The following is a 17921-nucleotide window of genomic DNA, read 5'->3' on the forward strand; positions in this document are numbered from 1 at the left end:
GCGGACGGTATGGACGGACCCGATCCCGGACCCCAGTGGGACGCGGTCGAGGCGGACGCGGAGTCGACGGCGGCGGCGTACGGCGAGCGCGGCTGGACCGCGATCGCGGGCCACCCCGGGCAGGTGAACCCCGTCGCGGACGCCGCCCGGATCGACGTGCTGTTGCCCGGCTCGGAGTTCGACGACGCGCTCGCCGCGGTCGAGGGCGCCGCGATCGACGGCGTCGACGTGTACGCGGGCGCCGCCGAGGGGGTCGCGTACCGGCTGGTGGTCGCCACCGACGAGTCCGCGCAGGTGGCGCTGTGCGTGCCCACGTACCTCGGAAGCGACGACCTCGCCGCGCTGCGCGCGGCCGCGGAGGCGGCTGGCGCGCTCACCGTGCGGCTGCGCCCCCTCGACGACCGCGACCACGTCGAGATCGCGATCGACGAGCCGGCGGTCTTCTTCGACGCGCCCGAGGCGTGAGACCCACGCACGTGGGTATCCGCTTGGCGTCTGACTTCGACGTATTCATAGTTGTGCGATCTCGATCATCCGTATGAACCGCGCAGAGAAGGCGGCCCTCCAGCTACAGGCGGTCGCCGTGTTGCGGATGCTGAAGGAGACGCGAACGTACGAGGAGCTGTCCGACGTGACGGGGCTGCCAGCGGGCGACCTGAACCGCTACGTGAACGGGCACGTGCTGCCCGGCACCGACCGCGCGAGCGAGGTCGTCGAGTCGGTCGGCCGCGAGGCGCTCGCCGACGAGCTGGTCGCGCGCGTCGAGTTCGACGACGAGGGGTACGTCGACAACTCCGGGGTCGTCTTCGACCAGTCGTTCCTCGACCTCGTGGCGCCGGTGGCGGCGGAGACGTTCGAGTTCGAGTCGCCCGACGTGGTGTTGACGGCCGCGACCGACGGCATCACGCTCGGCGCGGCGATGGCCTCCTTTTTCGACGCGCGCCTGGCGTACGCGAAGAAGTCGAAGGAGACGGCGGTCGAGGAGTTCATCGAGTCGCGCCAGCGGCTCGCCTCCGGCATCGAGCTCACCTACTACCTCCCCGCGAGCGCCATCGACGCCGGCGACACCGTCCTCGTCGTCGACGACCTGATCCGCTCGGGCGAGACCCAGGAGCTCCTCTTGGACATCGCGCTCCAGGGCGACGCCGACGTCACCGGCGTGTTCGCGCTTATCGCCGTCGGCGACGAGGGGATGGACCGCGCGCGAGCGATCACGGACGCCCCGGTCGGGGCGCTGACGACGTTCGAGTAGCCACGTTCACGCATACTCTCTGAGAAAAAATCGGCTGTGGCGGCTTTTTGATCCACACATGCGGATCGATACTCGGACCGTTCAGCAAGGCTTATCACCCGATCCCGGGGAACACTCACCCGTTCAATGGGGATCACAGACACGCTCGCTGCGCGGTTCGACGTAGAGGAGCACGACTCCGACGTCCGGACGGAGCTGATCGCGGGGCTCACGACGTTCCTCGCGATGTCGTACATCATCGTGGTGAATCCCGCGATCCTCTCGGAGGCGATCCAGATCGAGGGGTACGGGCAGGGCGAGGTGTTCCAGATGATCGCCATCGCGACGATCCTCTCGGCGGCCATCGGGACGGCCGTGATGGCGCTGTACGCGAACCGGCCGTTCGGGCTCGCGCCGGGGCTCGGGCTCAACGCCTTCTTCGCGTACACGGTCGTGCTCGGGCTCGGGATCCCGTGGCAGACGGCGCTGGCGGCCGTCTTCGTGGAGGGCGTCGTGTTCATGGCGCTCACCGCGGTCGGCGCGCGCGAGTACGTCATCCGGCTGTTCCCCGAGCCGGTGAAGCGCTCGGTCGGGGCCGGCATCGGGCTGTTCCTGCTGTTCATCGGCCTCCAGGAGCTCCAGGTCGTCGTCAACGACGAGGCGACGCTCGTCGCGCTCGGGAACGTCTTCGCGAACCCGTGGGCGATCCTCGGCGTGCTCGGGCTCGTGTTCACGTTCGTGCTGTGGGCCCGGAACGTCACCGGCGCCATCATCGTCGGCGTCCTCACCACCGCGATCGCGGGCTGGTCGCTCACCCTCGGCGGGTTCTTCGCGCGCGGCGCCGTGACCCCCGAGTCCCTTCCCTCGGCGCAGTACGACATCACGCCGCTCGCGGGCGCGTTCGTCGACGGGCTCTCCGGGATCGACCCGCTCACGTTCGTGCTGGTCGTGTTCACGTTCTTCTTCGTCGACTTCTTCGACACCGCCGGGACGCTCATCGGCGTCTCGCAGTTCGGTGACTTCCTCGACGACAACGGCGACCTCCCCGACATGGACAAGCCGCTGATGGCCGACGCGGTGGGGACGACCGCCGGCGCGGTGCTCGGGACCTCCACCGTGACGACGTACATCGAGTCGTCGACGGGCGTCGAGGAGGGCGGCCGCACCGGGCTGACCGCGCTCGTCGTCGCCGCGCTCTTCCTCGCGTCGCTCGTCGTGATCCCCGTCGTCGCCGCCATCCCGGCGTACGCCTCCTTCATCGCGCTGATCGTCGTCGGCGTGATGATGCTCCAAGGGCTCGTCGAGGTCGACTGGAGCGAGCCCGCGTGGGCCGTCTCCGCCGGACTCACGGTCACCGTGATGCCGTTCGCCTACTCCATCGCCGACGGGCTGGCGGCCGGCATCGTCGCGTACCCGCTGATCAAGCTCGCGATCGGCGAGGGCCGCGACGTCGCGCTCGGCCAGTACGTCATCGCGGCGCTGCTCGCGGCGTACTACGTCCTCTCGACCGCCGGCTACATCCTCTGAGCCGGACCGCTCGGTGGTCGCGCCGACCGAACCCTCTTGTCGCGACGGGCCGCATACCGACCGAGACGATGTCCGACCCGCTCGACGCCGCCGCTTCCTCCGTGACCGTCGCCGACCGCGAGCGACACGCGAGCGACCCGCCCCGCGAGGTCGCGCTCGACTGCGTCGTCGCGGGGATCGAGGCGGCGCACCCCGCCGCGGTCGTCGCCGACGCGCTCGCGCTCGACGGCGACGTGCTGACCGTCGCGGCCGCCGGCGGGACGACGACCGCCCGCGACCTCGCCGCGTACGACCGCGTGCTGGTCGTCGGCGCGGGCAACGCGGCGGGCCACTTCGCGGCCGCGGTCGAGCGGCTGCTCGGCGACCGGATCGACGGCGGGGCGGTCGTCACGGACGACCCGGTCGAGACCGAGCGGGTCGCGGTCCTCCCCGGCGACCACCCGACGCCGAGCGAGGCGGGCGTCGAGAGCGCCCGGCGGGTGCGGGAGGTCGCGGCCGACGCCGGCGAGTCCGACCTCGTGCTCGGGCTGATCACCGGCGGCGGGAGCGCGCTGCTGGCCGCGCCGGCCGAGGGAGTCGGCCTCGACGGCCTCCGCGAGACGACCGAGGCGCTGCTGGCGAGCGGGGCGACCATCTCGGAGATCAACGCGGTCCGCAAGCACCTCTCGGCGGTGAAGGGCGGGCGGCTGGCGCGGACGGCCGCCCCCGCCGACGCGCTCGCGCTGGCGGTCAGCGACGTGACCGGCGACGACCCGGCCGTGATCGCGAGCGGCCCACTCTCGCCGGACCCGACGACGTTCGGGGACGCGCTCGCCGTCCTCGACCGATACGGGATCGACGCGCCCGCCGCCGTCGCGGACCGCCTCGAACGCGGCGCCGCGGGCGAGGTCGCGGAGACCCCGACCGCGGGGGATCCCGCCTTCGACGGCGTCGCCGTTCGGATCGTCGCGAACGCGCGCACGGCCCTGACCGCCGCCCGCGAGGTCGCCGCCGAGCGGGGGTACGAGCCGCTCGTGCTCGCCGCGCGGATGCGCGGCGAGGCGCGGGAGGCGGCGAAGGCGCACGCGGCGGTCGCCGAGGAGTGCCGGGCGGTCGGGGAGCCGGTCGAGCCCCCGGCGGTCCTCCTCTCGGCCGGCGAGGTGACGGTGACGCTCGGCGACGACCCCGGCGAGGGCGGGCCGAACGGGGAGTTCGCCCTGTCGGCGGCGGCCGAACTCGACGCGGCGGGGCCCGACGGCGAGGGGATCGCCGTCGCGAGCGTCGACACCGACGGGATCGACGGCGCCACGGACGCCGCGGGGGCGCTGGTCGACGACCGCCTCGTCGGCGAGGGAGAAACGATCGACCGCGAGGCGGCCGCGGACGCGCTCGACGCGCACGACGCGTACCCGGTCCTCGACGACGCGGGGGCGCTGCTCCGCACCGGGCCGACGGGGACGAACGCCAACGACCTGCGCGCGGTCGTGGTCCCGGAGCGCGGCGCGCGCCCTGACGGCGGCGACCGACCGGGGGGACGCGGCGCGCGTTCGGAAGGGACTAAGTAGCGGCCGGCAAATTCTGCGACATGCAGACGCTGCTCCTCAACGCTGACGACGTGGACGAGAACGCCGAGATGGACCGCGTGATCGACGCGGTCCGCGGCGCGTTCACGGCCTACGAGCGCGGCGACGCGAAGATGCCGGCGAAGTCGTACATCGACCTCCCCGAGTACAACGGCGACTTCCGCTCGATGCCGGCCTACCTCGACGTGCGCGAGGAGGACGTGGCCGAGGAGACCGAGGAGGGCGACGGCTGGGACGCCGCCGGGATCAAGTGGGTGAACGTCCACACCGACAACCCCGACCACCACGACCTCCCGACCGTGATGGGGACGATGATCTACTCCGACCCGGAGACGGCGTTCCCGCTCGCGGTCCTCGACGGGACGACGCTGACGATGAAACGCACCGGGGCGGCCGCCGCGGTCGCGACCGACCACCTCGCGGTCCCGGACGCGACCTCGCTCGGCATCGTCGGCGCCGGCGTCCAGTCGTACACCCAGCTCGAAGCGATCGCGGCGGTCCGGGACATCGAGGAGGTCGTCGTGAGCGACCTCGACGAGGCGCGCGTCGCCGACTTCGTCGACGCCTTCGAGGACCGGTTCGACGTGCGCGCGGGCTCGATCGCCGAGGCCGGCCACTGCGACGTGCTCTCGACGGTCACCCCCGTCGAGGACCCGATCGTCGGCCCGGACGACGTGGGCGACCACACCCACGTCAACGCCATGGGCGCGGACGCCGAGGGCAAACACGAACTGGCGGACGACCTCCTCTTGGACGCCACCGTCGTCATCGACGACCACGAGCAGTGCACCCACTCCGGCGAGATCAACGTCCCGTACGCCGCGGGGACGCTCACCGACGACGACATCTACGGCGAGATCGGCGAGATCGTCGTCGGCCGCCGCGCGGGCCGCCCCGGCACGCCCGGCACGCCGGCCGACGCCGACGGCGTGCGCGGCGTCAGCGTCTTCGACTCGACGGGGCTCGCGATCCAGGACGTGGCGGCCGCCCGCGTCGTCTACGAGCGCGCCGACGAACTGGACAACGGCTACCCGTTCGACCTGCTCGGCCTCGACGGCTGAGTCCGGCCGACCTGCTCGGCCTCGACGGCTGAGTCCTTCTACCTCGTTCGACCCCGACGACCCCGGCCGACGCGCCGCTTTTGCCCCTCCGTCCCCTACCACGTCCGTGAAACTCGTCAGCGTCGCCGCGCTCGCGGAGAACCGGGTGATCGGGAGGGACGGCGAGGTGCCGTGGCCCCACATCGAGGCGGACGTCAGGCAGTACCGCGAGCGCGTCGCGGGCTCGCCGGTGATTCTGGGCCGGCGCACCTTCGACTCGATGCGCGACGACCTCCCCGGCAGCCGTCAGATCGTCGTGAGCCGGAGCGTCGAGGCGGTGGACGTGCCGACCGCGAGCGTCGCGAACGGCGACGAGGCGGCGATCGAACTGGCCCGCGAGGCCGCGACCGAGGTCGGCGTCGACACGGCGTACGTCCTCGGCGGGGGCGGCATCTACGACCTGTTCCAGCCGCACCTCGACGGGATGGCCCTCAGCCACGTCGACGGCGCCTACGAGGGCGACACGTACTACCCCGAGTGGGACGACGACGAGTGGGAGGTCGCCGCGGAGACGGCGTACGACCGGTTCACGCTCCGCGAGTGGGTCAGGCGCGCCGCGAACTGACCGCCGCGCTCGGGCGGGGCGGCCGAACCGGCAACACATACGCAGAGATATATTTCTCGTCCGACGTTCCGTCCCCGAGTGAGCGACCAAATTAAGTTATTTCCCTCCGATACTCGGTGTGTCCGTGACAGCCCTGTGGTGGCTCGTCGGGCTGTTCGCCCTCTCGGGAGCCGCCTGCTTCGCGGCCGCGTTCCACGGATCGCGCCTGCGGAACGGCGACGGCCGGCGGGGACTCCGCTGGCTCCTGATACTCGTCGGCGTCTGGGGGTTCCTCCAGGCGGGCGTGCTGCTCGCCGGCGAGGAGTCGACGGCGGTGGCGCTGTACGTCCTCGCGCTGATCGTCGGGTTCGCCACGCCGTTCGCGTGGCTGTACTTCGCCTCGGCGTACGCCGGCCGCGACTACCACCGGCGGCCGGGCTACCGGCGGGCCGGGGTCGCGCTCTACGTCGCGGTCGTCGCGCTGAAGCTCACGAACCCGATCCACGGCCGGTACTTCGAGGCGTCGCTCCGGACGGAGCCGGTCCGTCGGCTCGTCGTCGAGGAGGGGGCGCTGTACTGGGGGTCGCTCGCGGTCGCGTACCTCCTCTCCGGGGTCGGCTTCTACCTCCTGTACCGGCTGTTCGAGCGGTCCGAAGGGTCGTCGTGGACGCTGGCCGGGGTGTTCGCGGCGACCGGGCTCGCGGTCGTGCCGAACGCGGTCGCCCTCGCGGATCCGAGCCTCCTCCCCCAACTGAGCTACGAGCCGCTCGGCGTCGCCGTCTTCGCGGTCGGCGCCGTCTACCTCGTCGAGGACACCTTCCTCGCGGTCGAACAGACGACGACGCGGGCGTTCGTCGAGCGCACCGCCGGGGCCGTCCTCGTCCTCGACACCGAGGGGCGGCTCCGCGACCACAACGATCGGGCGGCCGACCTGTTCCCCGCGATCCCCGACGGAGAGGAGCGCATCGAGGAGTTCGCCCCGGGCGTCGCCGAGCGGTACCGGACGGAGGCGCCCGCGCTCGTCGACGTCGACGGCCCAGCGGGTCGGAGCCGGACCTACTGCGTCACGAGCGAGCCGCTCGCGGTCGGCGGCGCGGCGTTCGGGTGGGCGCTGCTGGTCCAGGACGTGACCGCCATCGAGCGGCAGCGCGAGCAGCTCGACCGCCACGAGGAGCAGCTGAGGGACATGGCCGGCGCGATCGCCCACGAGCTGCGGAACTCCGTCGCGGTCGCCGACGGCCACCTCGCGGAGGCGGAAGACCGGCTCGACGGGGGCGACGCGGCGGCCGCCGCCGAGTCGGTGGACGTGGCGCGGCGCCGCGTCGCCCGGATCGGCGGGGTCGTCGAGGACCTCCACACCCTCGCGCGGTACGCGCGCGACGTCGACGAGTCGACGTTCGTCGACTTCGAGGCCGCGGTGACCGACGCCGCGGCCGCGTCCGAGGCGGACGTGGAGGTGGCCGTCGAGGGCGACGGGCGGATACGCGCGGCGCCGACCCGCCTCAAACAGCTGTTCAAGAACGCGTTCGAGTTCGCCGCCTTCAACGAGGCGACCGCCGTGACCGTGACCCTGACCGACGACGGGTTCGCGGTCGCGGACGACGGTCGGTTCACGGGCGACGACGGCGGGGAGCTCCTGTTCGAGTACGAGAGCGCCGAGCCGAGCGCGGAGGCGGGCATGGCGCTGCCGAACGTCCGCGCGCTCGGGCGGGTGGAGGGCTGGAGCGTCGAGCCGGACCGCGGCTACGACGCCGGCGTCAGGTACGCGCTGCGCGGCGCGACCGTCGAGCGGGACGGCGAGTGAGGGGCGCTCGTCCCCGGACCGGGGGGCGAGTCAGTCGTCGACCGGATCGGCGAACCCGAACCGGGGCTTCACGTCCGTGACCTCGACCGTGAGCGTCTCGCCCACGTCAGCGTCGACGAACAGCGTGTATCCCTCGACGTAGGCGATCCCGTCGCCCTCGTCGCCCTCCTCTTCCACCGTCACCTCGACGCGGTCGCCCTCGGCGACCGGCGAGGTCGTGTACCCCTTCGCGACGAGGTACACCTCAGAGGACGAGTCCCGGGAGGCGGGCGGCGAGACGGTCCGCACGTACTGGAACGACTCGCTCACGTCGTCGCGGAAGTCGTCGAGGTCCCGGCCCTGGAACACCTTCACGACGAAGTCGCCGCCGGGCGCGAGCAGCTCGTCCGCGGTGTCGAGCGCCTGCCGCGCGAGGTGGACCGACCGGGCGTGGTCGAGGGAGTACTCGCCGGTCATGTTCGGCGCCATGTCGGAGAGGACCGCGTCGGCGCCGCCCTCGCCGACCGCCTCGCGCAGGTAGTGGCGGGTGCGCTCCTCGGTCATGTCGCCGCGGATCGTCTCCACGTCGTGGTCGTCGAACTCGTCGATGCGCTGGAGGTCGACGCCGACCACGGTGCCGCCCTCGCCGACTTCCTCGGCCGCGACCTGGAGCCAGCCGCCGGGCGCGGCGCCGAGGTCGACCACGGTGTCGCCGTGGCCGAGGAGGTCGGCCTCCTCGTCGAGCTGTTTCAGCTTGTAGGCGGACCGGGCGCGGTACCCCTGCTGTTTGGACCGGTTGTAGTAGTCGTCTTTCCCGCTCATGCGTCGGTCACCGCGGCCCGGGAAGGGGCCGCCGAACCCGCGGGCGAATTCGCGCTCATACCCGTAACGACGGGGGCGACCGGGAAATGAACGTCGAATGCGTGCGCGCCGGGGAGACGGCGCGGAGCGCTTCGGCGACGTGCGGTGGCGGAAGGGCTACTCGCGCCCTCGCAGCCACGTCGCGACCCGCCCGAGGCGAGACGCGAGCGCGGCGAGCGGCCGCCGCCCGTCGCTCCCGGTCGACAGGTCGGGCGTCGGCTCGGTCGATTCGGTGGGCGTCCGTTGCGCCGCGACGATCGACTCGTAGGTGTCGATCACCTGCTGGCGCTCCCGCTCCTTCGACGCGAGTTCCGCTTCGAGCGCCTCGACCTCGGCTTCGAGCGCCGCCACCTCGTCCGCGAGCCGCTCGACTCTGTCCGCCGGCAGGTCGCGCTCGGCCGCGCGGGCCTCGTCGCGGCCGCGTCGGTCGGGGACCGGCCGCCCGTCGCCGGTCGAGCGGTCGTCCGCGGACGCGACCGGGCGGAGCCTGGGGCCGTCGATCGAGTCCACCGCCTCGCCGTCGGTGCCATCGGGATCGAGGGTTCCGGACGCTGAGGGCATCATCCGTGGGAGGCGTGCGTACGCGTACCACACTAAAAAATCTCAGTCAGCCGCGAGTCCGACGCACCGCTTGCGCGGGGTTCACGACCGCTCGCGACCGGTCACGGACGCCCGGCCCGCGAGCCGGTCCGAACTTCCGCTGGCGTCGTCGCCCGCCGCCCCCTCAGCGGCGTCGCCCCGCGCTCCCGCCGGGCGGACCGCGAACCCGAGGCGCTCGTAGAACCCCCGCAGGTCGGCGTCGAACGTCGCGGTGACGGCCGCGACCGCGGGGTCAGACGCGCCCCGGTCGAGCGCGGCCGCGACGAGCGCGGCGCCGATCCCTTCCCCTCGGCGCGCCCGCCTGACCGCGACGGCGTCGACGTGGAGTCGGTCCGGGTCGGGTCGCACGGCGACCAGCGCGCCGACGACTCCGCCGGTCCGGGCGGAGCGGGCGACGAGCGCGTCGCCCGCGTCGATCCGGTCGTCGACGGTCGCCGCGTCGGTCGAGAGCATCGCGGCGTCGAGGACCCGGAGGACGTCGAGGCGGTCGCCGGGCGTCGCCGGCTCGACGGTCACGTCCGCGGGCGGGTCGGGGCGGGCCTCCTCGGCGGTCACGGCGGGGCGCTCGCGCCCGTCCCGCCCTTGATCAGCCGCAGGACCCGCACCTCCGGGGCGTCGACGACGCGGTCGCCCGGGACCGGCGAGCCGTCGACCAGCGCGGACGCCTCCTGCGGGTGGTAGCCCGCCTCGCGGATCAGGTCGTCGTACGTCGCGTCGGCAGCGAGGCTGTACTCGGCGGTCCCCTCGCCGACGACCTCGACGGTCACGTCCATGGGCGCGGTAGCGGGCGCGGCGGCGTCAATCGCACGGTTCCGGCGGCTCGGCTCAGCCGTCGGCCGGCTCGCGGACGTTCCACGTGTAGAGGAACCACGCGACCGCGGCGCCGACGGCGACCGCCGCCAGCGCGCCGGGCCGCGGGACCGCGCCGGTCCACGCGTCGACGACGAGGAGGCCGGTCGCGGCCGCGGCGACGACGAGCACGCGCGCCGCGTCGCGGGCGAGCGCCGCCTCGCGCTCTGGCGGTAGGTCGCCGTCGTAGCCGGCGATCAGGTCGGCCGCGTCGCCGCGGCGGATCGCCCACGCGAGAAGGAGACAGAACCCGCTGACGTGGCCGATCAGGACGGTTTCGACGATCGCCATGGTTGCTCTCGGTCGCGTCGGCCGCGGCTCAGCCGTCCAGCTCCTCGCGGAGCAGGCCGTTCACCTGGCCGGGGTCGGCGCTGCCGCCGGTCGCCTGCATCACCTGCCCGACGAGGAAGTTGATCGCGCCCTCGTCGCCGTCGTGGTAGTCAGCGACCGCGTCGGGGTTCTCGTCGATGGCGGCCGCGACCGCGGCCTCGACCTCGCCGCTCTCGGCCTTGCCGAGGTCCTCGCGCTCGATGATCGTCTCGGGGTCGTCGCCCTCGTCGAGCATCTCGCGGAGGACGGTCTCCTCGGCGTTCTTCACGGTCAGCTCGTCGGCGGCGACGAGCTCGATCAGGCGCGTGAACTCGTCGAGCCGGCCCTCGACGTCGGTGATCGCCATCTCGCGGTAGTTGAGCTCGCCGAGTAAGTTGTCGGCGACCCACGTCGCCGCGAGGTCGGGGTCGAACTCGCTGGCCACGTCCTCGAAGAAGTCCGCGACCGCCTTCGTGGAGGTGAGCTTCGAGGCCGCCTCGCGGTCGAGCCCGTACTCGTCGCGGAAGCGCTCGCGGCGGGCGTCGGGGAGCTCCGGGATCGCGATCTGCTCTTTCCAGTCGGCCACCTCCAGCGCGGGGAGGTCGCCCTCGCGGAAGTAGCGGTAGTCCTTCTCGGCCTCCTTCGAGCGCATGCCGACGGTGACGCCGCGGTCCTCGTCCCAGTGGCGGGTCTCCTGTTCGATCTCGCGGCCGCGGCGGAGGACGTTCTCCTGGCGGGTGACCTCGTAGGCGAGCGCCTGCTCCGCGCCCTTGTGGCTGGAGATGTTCTTCACCTCGGCGCGGTTCACGTCGTCGAGCGCGTCCGCGTCGATCGTCCCGTCGTCGGCGACGTGTTCGGCGGGGACTAAGGAGACGTTGGCGTCGACGCGCAGGCTCCCGTCGCGGCCGGGGTCGAACACGCCGAGGTACTCCAAGACCTCCTCCAGCTTCGCGAGGAACGCCCGCGTCTCGGCCGGCGAGCGGAAGTCCGGCTCCGTGACGATCTCCATGAGGGGAGTGCCGGCGCGGTTGTAGTTGACGAGGGTGTGGCTCGCCGACTCGATGGAGCCGCCGGCGTGCTGGAGGCTGCCGGGGTCCTCTTCGAGGTGCGCGCGGGTGATCCCGATGGTGCGCGGGTCGCCGTCGACGCGGACCTCCAGTTCGCCCTCGGCGCAGATCGGCGCGTCGTACTGGGTGAGCTGGAAGTTCTTCGGGAGGTCGGGGTAGTAGTAGTTCTTCCGGTGGAACGTGGTCGTCTCGGGGATGTCGGCGTCGATCGCCTTCCCGACCTTCACGGCGGCCTCGACGGCGGCCTCGTTGAGGACGGGGAGCGCGCCCGGCAGCCCGAGGCAGGTCGGGCAGGTGCGCGTGTTCGGCGCCTCGTCCTCGGCGGGCTCCGTCGAGCAGCCGCAGAAGATCTTCGTGTCGGTCTCGAGCTGGACGTGGACCTCCAGCCCGATCACGACTGTCCGGTCCGCCGTCGCGGCCTGCGTGCTCATTACCGGAGCGTTGTGAGCGGGCCGCCTAAATCGTGTCGGGACCGTCGCCGCCGACGCGGACCGGTCGGCCGCGGTCGCGACGCCGCGAGGCACCGCCGCTATCGATTCCGAAAACGCGGAGGGAACGATTATGTGGGGGACGTTCGTAGCAGAGCCGATGACCGACGCGACGAGCCGGGAGGGTACCGAGCCGAACGGGGGCGGCGAGTCGACCGTCTCCCCGGCCCGGCGACGAGAGGCGAGAGGGCCGCGGCCGAGATGACGGCCGCCGACCGCCCCCGCCGCGGACGACCGCGACGCACGCCCCCAACAGATGCCCGGTGAGTCGACCCTTCACCTCGGGGAGCCGGTCGACGCCGCGTGGGGGGCCCTCCCGGAGGGGACCCGGACGGTCCCGCACGGCGGCCGGGAGAGCGACGGCGACGGCGTCGGGTGCCCGGACGCGGTGATCGTCCGGCTGCGCGACGGGGCGGCGGGCGAGCGCGGCCGCGCCGTGCGGGACCGCCTGCGGGCGGTCCGCGACCGCTACCCCGACGCGACGACGCTCGCGTACACCGTCGAAGACGACCCGGACGCGGCGATCGACGCGAGCCGGATCGGGGTCGAGTACGCCTCCGGGCGCCGGCTGGCGGCCGACGGCGAGACGCTCGCGGACCGCCTCGGCGCCGGGAGCGAGGACCGTCGACCCGACGACACGCTGCGTCGGGAGCGCGAGGCCGCCCTGGAACCGTTCATTCGGATCGTCTCGGACCGGACCACCGACCTCGACGAGAAGCTCGACGAGCTGTTGGCGCTGGGCCGCGACCGGCTCGACCTCTCCATCGGCTACTCCTCGCGGGTCGAGGGCGACCGCATCGAACTCCGACAGTACAGCGACGGGACCGGGACGGTGGCGTCGCTCGCCGAGGACGCGCTCGACGACGACGGGACGCTGCCGCTGGACCTGACCTACTGCAAGCGGACGGTCCGGAGCGACGACGTGGTCGCGTTCACCGACCCCGAGGCCGCGGGCCTCGGCGACGACCCGTCCTACGAGGCGTTCGGCTTCGGCAGCTACGTCGGCGGCCGTGTCGTCGTCGACGGCGAGACGTTCGGGACGCTCTGTTTCCTCGACCCGGAGCGACGCGACCGACCGTTCGACGAGCGCGAGCGGCTGTTCGTCGAGCTGCTCGCAGACTGGCTGGGGCGGGCGCTCGAACGGCGGGTCGCCCGCGAGGAGCGCGAGGCGGCCGTCGACCGATTCGAGGAGACCCTCGAACGGATCGACGACGCCTTCTTCGCGCTCGACGACGACTGGCGGTTCACCTACGTCAACGAGCGGGCCGCGGCGCTGTTAGAGCGCGAGCCGGACGAGCTGCTCGGCGCCGACGTCTGGGCGGAGTTCCCGGCGGCGATAGGCGAGGAGTACGAGACGAACTACCGGCGGGCGATGGAGACGCAGGAGTCCGTCTCCTTCGAGAGCTACTACGAGCCGCTGGACCTGTGGACCGAGGTGACCGCGTATCCCTCGCCCGACGGGCTCTCCGTGTTCTTCGCGGACATCACGGACCGGAAGCGCCGCGAGCGGATCCTCGAACGGCTCCTCGGCACCGTGGAGGGCATCCAGCGGGCCGACGGGAGGGAGGCCGTCGCGGACCGGCTGATCGAGGCCGCCGACGAGGTGCTGGGCTACGAGATCAGCGGCGTGCGGCTGTACGACGCCGACGCGGACCGGCTCCGGCTGGTCGCGACGAGCGACGGGGTCGGCGACCGGTTCGCCGACAGCCGCGGGCCGCGTCGTCCCGGCGAGGGGTTCACCGGCGGGGTGTTCGAGGCGGGCGACCCGCGGGTGATGGACGACATCGAGGCGCTCGGCGACGGGCGCTCGTACCACGGGATGCGCTCCGTCGCGGCGGTCCCGCTCGGCGCTCACGGCGTGGTCATCGTCGGCGCCGTCGAACCGGACGCCTTCGGCGAGGACGACGTCGCCGTGCTCGAACTGCTGGCGACGAACGCGGTCGCGGCGATGGACGCCGCGGACCGCCGCCGCCGGCTCCGGACCTACGAGGACGCGCTGAAGAACGTCGACGACATGGTGTGCGTGCTCGACGGCGACGGCGCCGTCACGTACGCCACCGCGCCGTTCGTCGCGTGGTTCGGGGCCGACGACCGCGACGAGGTCGTCGGGGAGCGGCTCGACGCGCTCGTCGACGCGGCCGACGCGCCGCTGGTGGCCGACGCGGTCGGGGCGCTCACCGACTCGACGGCCGACGCCGGCGGGGGTCCCGAGCCGGCCCGGACGATCGAACTGACCGCCGAGCGCGAGGGCGACCCGCGGCCGCGGCACGGCCAGTTGCGGCTGTCGCGGCTCTCCGACCACGGGGGCGGCGTCGTCGGGTCGCTGAGCGACACGACGGACCTCCGGCGGACGCAGACCGAGCTGTCGACGGAGCGTGACCGCTTCCGGCGGCTGTTCGACCGGATCCCCGACCCGGTGATGGAGGTCGTCTTGGAGGACGACGAGACGGTGATAGACGGGGTCAACCCCGCGTTCGAGCAGCAGTTCGGCGCGGACGAGGCGTCGCTCCGCGGCCGGACGATCGGCGCGTTGGACATCCAGGACGACCGGCTGGGGGACAGCGATCGCGGCGGCGACGAGGAGGCGGACCTCGACGCGATGGTCCGCGAGCGCGGGTTCGCGACGCGCGAGGTCCGCCGGCAGACCGTGGACGGCCCGCGGGAGTTCCTCTTCCGCGGGTTCAGCTACGAGACGGAGGGGACCCGTCGGGCGTTCGGGATCTACACGGACATCACCGACCGGAAGCGCCGCGAGCGGTACGTGCGGATCGTCAACCGGATCCTCAGACACAACGTCCGGAACGAGCTGAACGTCGTGTTCGGCTTCGCCGGCGAGATCGCCGACCGCAGCGACGACGAGCAGGTCAGCGACTTCGCGGAGCGGATCGAGGCCACGGGCAAGCGGCTGGCGGGCGTCGCCGACGGCGCCACCACGCTCCGCCGCGTCGTGGAGGAGGGGTACGTGACCGACCCGGACGCGGTCGACGTGGCCGAGGTCGTCGAGGCGGTCGCGTCGAAGCACGCGGCCGAGCGGCCCGACGCGCGGATCACCACCGACGTGCCGGCTGGGACCGCGGTGCGGGGCGACGACCGCCTCTCGGTCGCGGTCGACCACCTCGTGGAGAACGCCGTCGAGCACGGCGGGGACGCCCCGCGCGTCGCGGTGACCGCCGAGCGCGACCCGGACGACGGCGTCGTGGCAGTGCGCGTCGCCGACGACGGCCCCGGGATCGCGGCCGCGGTCCGGGACGTGATCACCGGCGACAGCGAGGTGACGCAGCTACAGCACAACACCGGCGTCGGGCTGTGGATCGCCGCCTGGGTCGTGGAGGCGTACGGCGGCGAGATCCGGTTCGGCCCCGGGCTCGACGGCGAGGGGACGACGGTGACGCTCGTGCTCCCGGCGGCGGAGCGGAGCGGTCCCGGGCTCGACGGCGGGGACGAGCGGTAGCCGCCCTCCGCGTTCCGACCCGTTTATTGTCGGCGGCGGTCCGTCTCCGTGTATGACCGACGACGACCGACGACGCGAGCTGATCGCCGCGCTCACCGCGGCCGACGCCGTCCGGTTCGGCGAGTTCGAGCTGTCCCACGGCGGCACGAGCGACTACTACGTCGACAAGTACCTCTTCGAGACCGACCCGGACGCCCTGACGCTCGTCGCCGAGGCGTTCGCCGACCGGCTCGCCGAGACGGACGCGAAGCTGGCGGGCGTCGCGCTCGGCGCGGTCCCGCTGGTGGCCGTCACGGCCGCGGAGCTCGGCCGCCCGTACGTCATCGCGCGCAAGCAGGCGAAGGAGTACGGGACGGGCAACCGGATCGAGGGCCGGCTCGACGACGGCGAAGAGGTCGTCGTGATCGAGGACATCGCCACGACGGGGCAGTCCGCGGTCGACGCGGTGGAGGCGCTCCGCGAGGCGGGCGCGACCGTGGACCGCGTGCTGGTCGTCGTCGACCGCGAGGAGGGCGCCGCGGAGCTGCTCGAAGAACACGACGCGGAGCTGGAGTCGCTGCTCACGGCGACGGAGCTGCTGGCGGAGCGGGACGCGGAGTAACCTAGGCGCCGCGGCGCCGAGGCGCCTCAGGCCTCCGGCGGCTCGACCGTCGGCACCGCGACGCGGTCGAGCACGTCGGCGATCACGTCGCGCTCGTCGACGTCGTTGACGGCGGCGTCGGGCGTCAACACGAGCCGGTGGGCGAGCGTCGGCTCCGCGACCCGCTTCACGTCGTCCGGCGTGACGAACTCGCGGCCGGCGAGGACGGCGGCCGCGCGGGCGGTCTCGAAGAGCCGCTGGGTGCCGCGGGGGGAGACGCCAGCCTCGACGCGGCGGTCCTCGCGGGTCGCCCGCGCGAGCGCCGCCGCGTAGCGCAGCAGGTCGTCCTCGACGCGGACCGACTCGGGGACCTCCCGCAGCGCCGCCACGGCGTCGGGGTCGAGCACGCGGTCGACGGTCGGCGACTGCTCGACGCGCCCGGCGCGGCGCCGGAGCAGCTCCAGCTCGCCGTCCTCGTCGGGGTAGCCGATGGAGGTCTTGATCGTGAAGCGGTCGAGCTGGGCCTCCGGCAGCGGGAACGCGCCCTCGCTCTCGACCGGGTTCTGGGTCGCGATGACGTAGAACGGGCTCGGCAGCTCGTGGGTGTCGCCGTCGACGGTCACCTGGCCCTCCTCCATCGCCTCCAGCAGCGCCGCCTGCGTCTTCGGCGGTGCGCGGTTGATCTCGTCGGCGAGGACGACGTTCGCGAAGATCGGCCCCGGCGAGAACGAGAAGGAGCCGTCGCGCTCGTCGAACACGTTGGTGCCGGTGACGTCGGCCGGGAGGAGGTCGGGGGTGAACTGGATCCGGGAGAACTCCAGGCCGAGCGCGGTCGCGAACGAGCGCGCAGAGAGGGTCTTGCCGGTGCCGGGCACGTCCTCCAGGAGGACGTGGCCGCGGGCGAGGATGCCGAGCGTGACGCGGTCGAGGAACTCGCGGTCGGCGACGACGGCGCCGCCGACCTCGTCGACGACGCGGGAGCAGGCGTCGGCCGCTTCGGGGACGTCCATACCGACCGCACGGGAGCCGGGCCGAAAAGCGTTGCCGGAACCGGAGACCGCGGGGGGACGGGGACGCCAGGACCCCGGCGCGGTCGGCGGCGATCGGGGCACCGCGCCGCGGGCGCGATCGAAACGCATAACAGCGGAACCGGCCAACCGGAGAGTGAGCCGAGGTAGCCTAGCCTGGCCAAGGCGGTAGATTCGAAATCTACTGTCCATTCGGACACCGGAGTTCAAATCTCCGCCTCGGCGCTTCTCTCAGCCCAATTCGGCGAGCGACGGCGCCGTCACCTCAGAACCGAGCGGGACCGAGCGACCGCGCTACGCGGTCTCCGTCGACCGCGCTACGCGATCAGCGCCGCCGCGAGGAACATTCCGCCGGCGGCCGCGGGCGGGATGGTGAGGTTGTCGTCGACGGCGACGCCGCGGATGAGCGGCGGGAGTCCGTCGGCGATCGCGGCGGGGATCGCGCCGGCGAGCGCGACGATCACGCCGGGGTCGGGCCCGAACTCGGGGATCGCGTACGGGACGGCGATCCCGAAGCAGACGAACACCATCGCCGCCACCACCGAGAGGCGCTTCGGCTCCGTCGCCGCGTTCTCGCCGAGGCCGCCGCTTATCGGGTCGCCGACCGAGAGCATCCACATCGCGGGCACGGCGAACACCGGCGCGAAGAGGAACGCGGTGCCCGCCATGCTCACCTGGTACAGCGCGTAGCCGGCGACGCTGTCGGACTCGTACTCCCTGACCAAGGCGTCGTACAGCGGGTCGAGCGGGCCGACCGACCCCGAGAGTCGGAGCGTTTCGAGGACGGCCGCGACGGCGACGCTCACGAGGAGCAGCCGGCCGGTCGTCCGCCACGAGATCCAGCCCAGCAGGTACGGGACCGGGTAGAGGGTGCCGCTCGCGTGGACCAGCCGCCGCTCGAACTCCACGCGCTCGCGCCACGCCGCGGCCGGGAGCGTCAC

17 protein-coding genes and 1 tRNA gene are annotated in these 17921 nt (G+C 73.0%); 10 read left to right on the forward strand and 8 right to left on the reverse strand.

The features are described from left to right. The first annotated feature begins 9 nt into the window (after positions 1-9). The 7 genes from HPS36_RS04890 to HPS36_RS04920 all read left to right on the forward strand — a co-directional run bounded on the left by HPS36_RS04890 (position 10) and on the right by HPS36_RS04920 (position 7768). Positions 10-465, forward strand: coding sequence for a DUF7529 family protein (locus tag HPS36_RS04890; protein ID WP_137716423.1), 456 nt, complete (start codon positions 10-12; stop codon positions 463-465). A gap of 73 nt (positions 466-538) precedes the next feature. Then, entirely contained in the window at positions 539-1252 is a 714-nt protein-coding gene (locus tag HPS36_RS04895; protein WP_053771892.1) for a phosphoribosyltransferase family protein, read from the forward strand. A gap of 126 nt (positions 1253-1378) precedes the next feature. Then, positions 1379-2758: an NCS2 family permease gene (locus HPS36_RS04900; protein ID WP_173228818.1), complete on the forward strand. Its 1380-nt coding sequence runs from the start codon at positions 1379-1381 to the stop codon at positions 2756-2758. 68 nt (positions 2759-2826) lie between these two features. Further along, positions 2827-4302 carry a glycerate kinase type-2 family protein gene (locus tag HPS36_RS04905; protein ID WP_173228820.1) on the forward strand — a complete coding sequence of 492 codons (1476 nt, stop codon included), beginning with the start codon at positions 2827-2829 and terminating at the stop codon, positions 4300-4302. A gap of 20 nt (positions 4303-4322) precedes the next feature. Then, the gene (locus HPS36_RS04910; RefSeq protein ID WP_173228822.1) at positions 4323-5381 is read left to right on the forward strand and encodes an ornithine cyclodeaminase family protein; all 1059 of its coding nucleotides are present in this window, start codon (positions 4323-4325) and stop codon (positions 5379-5381) included. 106 nt (positions 5382-5487) lie between these two features. Next, positions 5488-5985, forward strand: a complete 498-nt coding sequence (locus HPS36_RS04915; RefSeq protein WP_173228824.1) for a dihydrofolate reductase — start codon at positions 5488-5490, stop codon at positions 5983-5985. Between the two features lie 118 nt (positions 5986-6103). Next, entirely contained in the window at positions 6104-7768 is a 1665-nt protein-coding gene (locus HPS36_RS04920) for a histidine kinase N-terminal 7TM domain-containing protein (protein ID WP_173228825.1), read from the forward strand. Between the two features lie 30 nt (positions 7769-7798). Here HPS36_RS04920 and HPS36_RS04925 read toward each other — a convergent pair whose 3' ends face one another. The 6 genes from HPS36_RS04925 to gatB form a co-directional block, all read right to left on the reverse strand. Then, positions 7799-8569 carry a 23S rRNA (uridine(2552)-2'-O)-methyltransferase gene (locus tag HPS36_RS04925; protein WP_173228827.1) on the reverse strand — a complete coding sequence of 257 codons (771 nt, stop codon included), beginning with the start codon at positions 8567-8569 and terminating at the stop codon, positions 7799-7801. 156 nt (positions 8570-8725) lie between these two features. Then, positions 8726-9172, reverse strand: coding sequence for a hypothetical protein (locus HPS36_RS04930; RefSeq protein WP_173228829.1), 447 nt, complete (start codon positions 9170-9172; stop codon positions 8726-8728). A gap of 78 nt (positions 9173-9250) precedes the next feature. Beyond that, the gene (locus HPS36_RS04935) at positions 9251-9763 is read right to left on the reverse strand and encodes a GNAT family N-acetyltransferase (protein ID WP_173228831.1); all 513 of its coding nucleotides are present in this window, start codon (positions 9761-9763) and stop codon (positions 9251-9253) included. Next, a complete protein-coding gene (gene samp2 / locus HPS36_RS04940; protein WP_173228833.1) occupies positions 9760-9981 on the reverse strand; it encodes a ubiquitin-like small modifier protein SAMP2 in 222 nt (73 codons plus the stop codon). Before samp2 ends, HPS36_RS04935 begins: the two co-directional genes overlap by 4 nt. A 52-nt stretch (positions 9982-10033) precedes the next feature. Continuing rightward, complete coding sequence (locus HPS36_RS04945; protein ID WP_173228835.1) at positions 10034-10348, reverse strand: hypothetical protein; 315 nt, start codon at positions 10346-10348, stop codon at positions 10034-10036. 28 nt (positions 10349-10376) lie between these two features. Then, positions 10377-11864 (reverse strand): Asp-tRNA(Asn)/Glu-tRNA(Gln) amidotransferase subunit GatB, encoded by a 1488-nt coding sequence (gene gatB / locus HPS36_RS04950; protein WP_173228837.1) that lies wholly within the window; start codon positions 11862-11864, stop codon positions 10377-10379. A gap of 313 nt (positions 11865-12177) precedes the next feature. Here gatB and HPS36_RS04955 point away from each other — a divergent pair, with 313 nt between their 5' ends. Together HPS36_RS04955 and pyrE are read left to right on the forward strand one after the other, a co-directional pair. Further along, positions 12178-15372 (forward strand): PAS domain-containing protein, encoded by a 3195-nt coding sequence (locus HPS36_RS04955; protein WP_173228839.1) that lies wholly within the window; start codon positions 12178-12180, stop codon positions 15370-15372. Between the two features lie 52 nt (positions 15373-15424). Next, complete coding sequence (pyrE, locus tag HPS36_RS04960; protein WP_121561495.1) at positions 15425-15973, forward strand: orotate phosphoribosyltransferase; 549 nt, start codon at positions 15425-15427, stop codon at positions 15971-15973. 26 nt (positions 15974-15999) lie between these two features. Here the strand turns inward: pyrE and HPS36_RS04965 are convergent, their stop codons facing one another. Beyond that, positions 16000-16962 carry an AAA family ATPase gene (locus HPS36_RS04965; RefSeq protein WP_173228841.1) on the reverse strand — a complete coding sequence of 321 codons (963 nt, stop codon included), beginning with the start codon at positions 16960-16962 and terminating at the stop codon, positions 16000-16002. Between the two features lie 158 nt (positions 16963-17120). Between HPS36_RS04965 and HPS36_RS04970 the strand changes: the two genes are divergently transcribed. Continuing rightward, positions 17121-17205 (forward strand) — tRNA-Ser (locus HPS36_RS04970). 92 nt (positions 17206-17297) lie between these two features. Here HPS36_RS04970 and HPS36_RS04975 read toward each other — a convergent pair. Next, complete coding sequence (locus tag HPS36_RS04975; protein ID WP_173228843.1) at positions 17298-17921, reverse strand: diacylglycerol/polyprenol kinase family protein; 624 nt, start codon at positions 17919-17921, stop codon at positions 17298-17300.

Origin of the sequence: Halorubrum salinarum (assembly GCF_013267195.1) — an archaeon.
Lineage (GTDB): Archaea > Halobacteriota > Halobacteria > Halobacteriales > Haloferacaceae > Halorubrum > Halorubrum salinarum.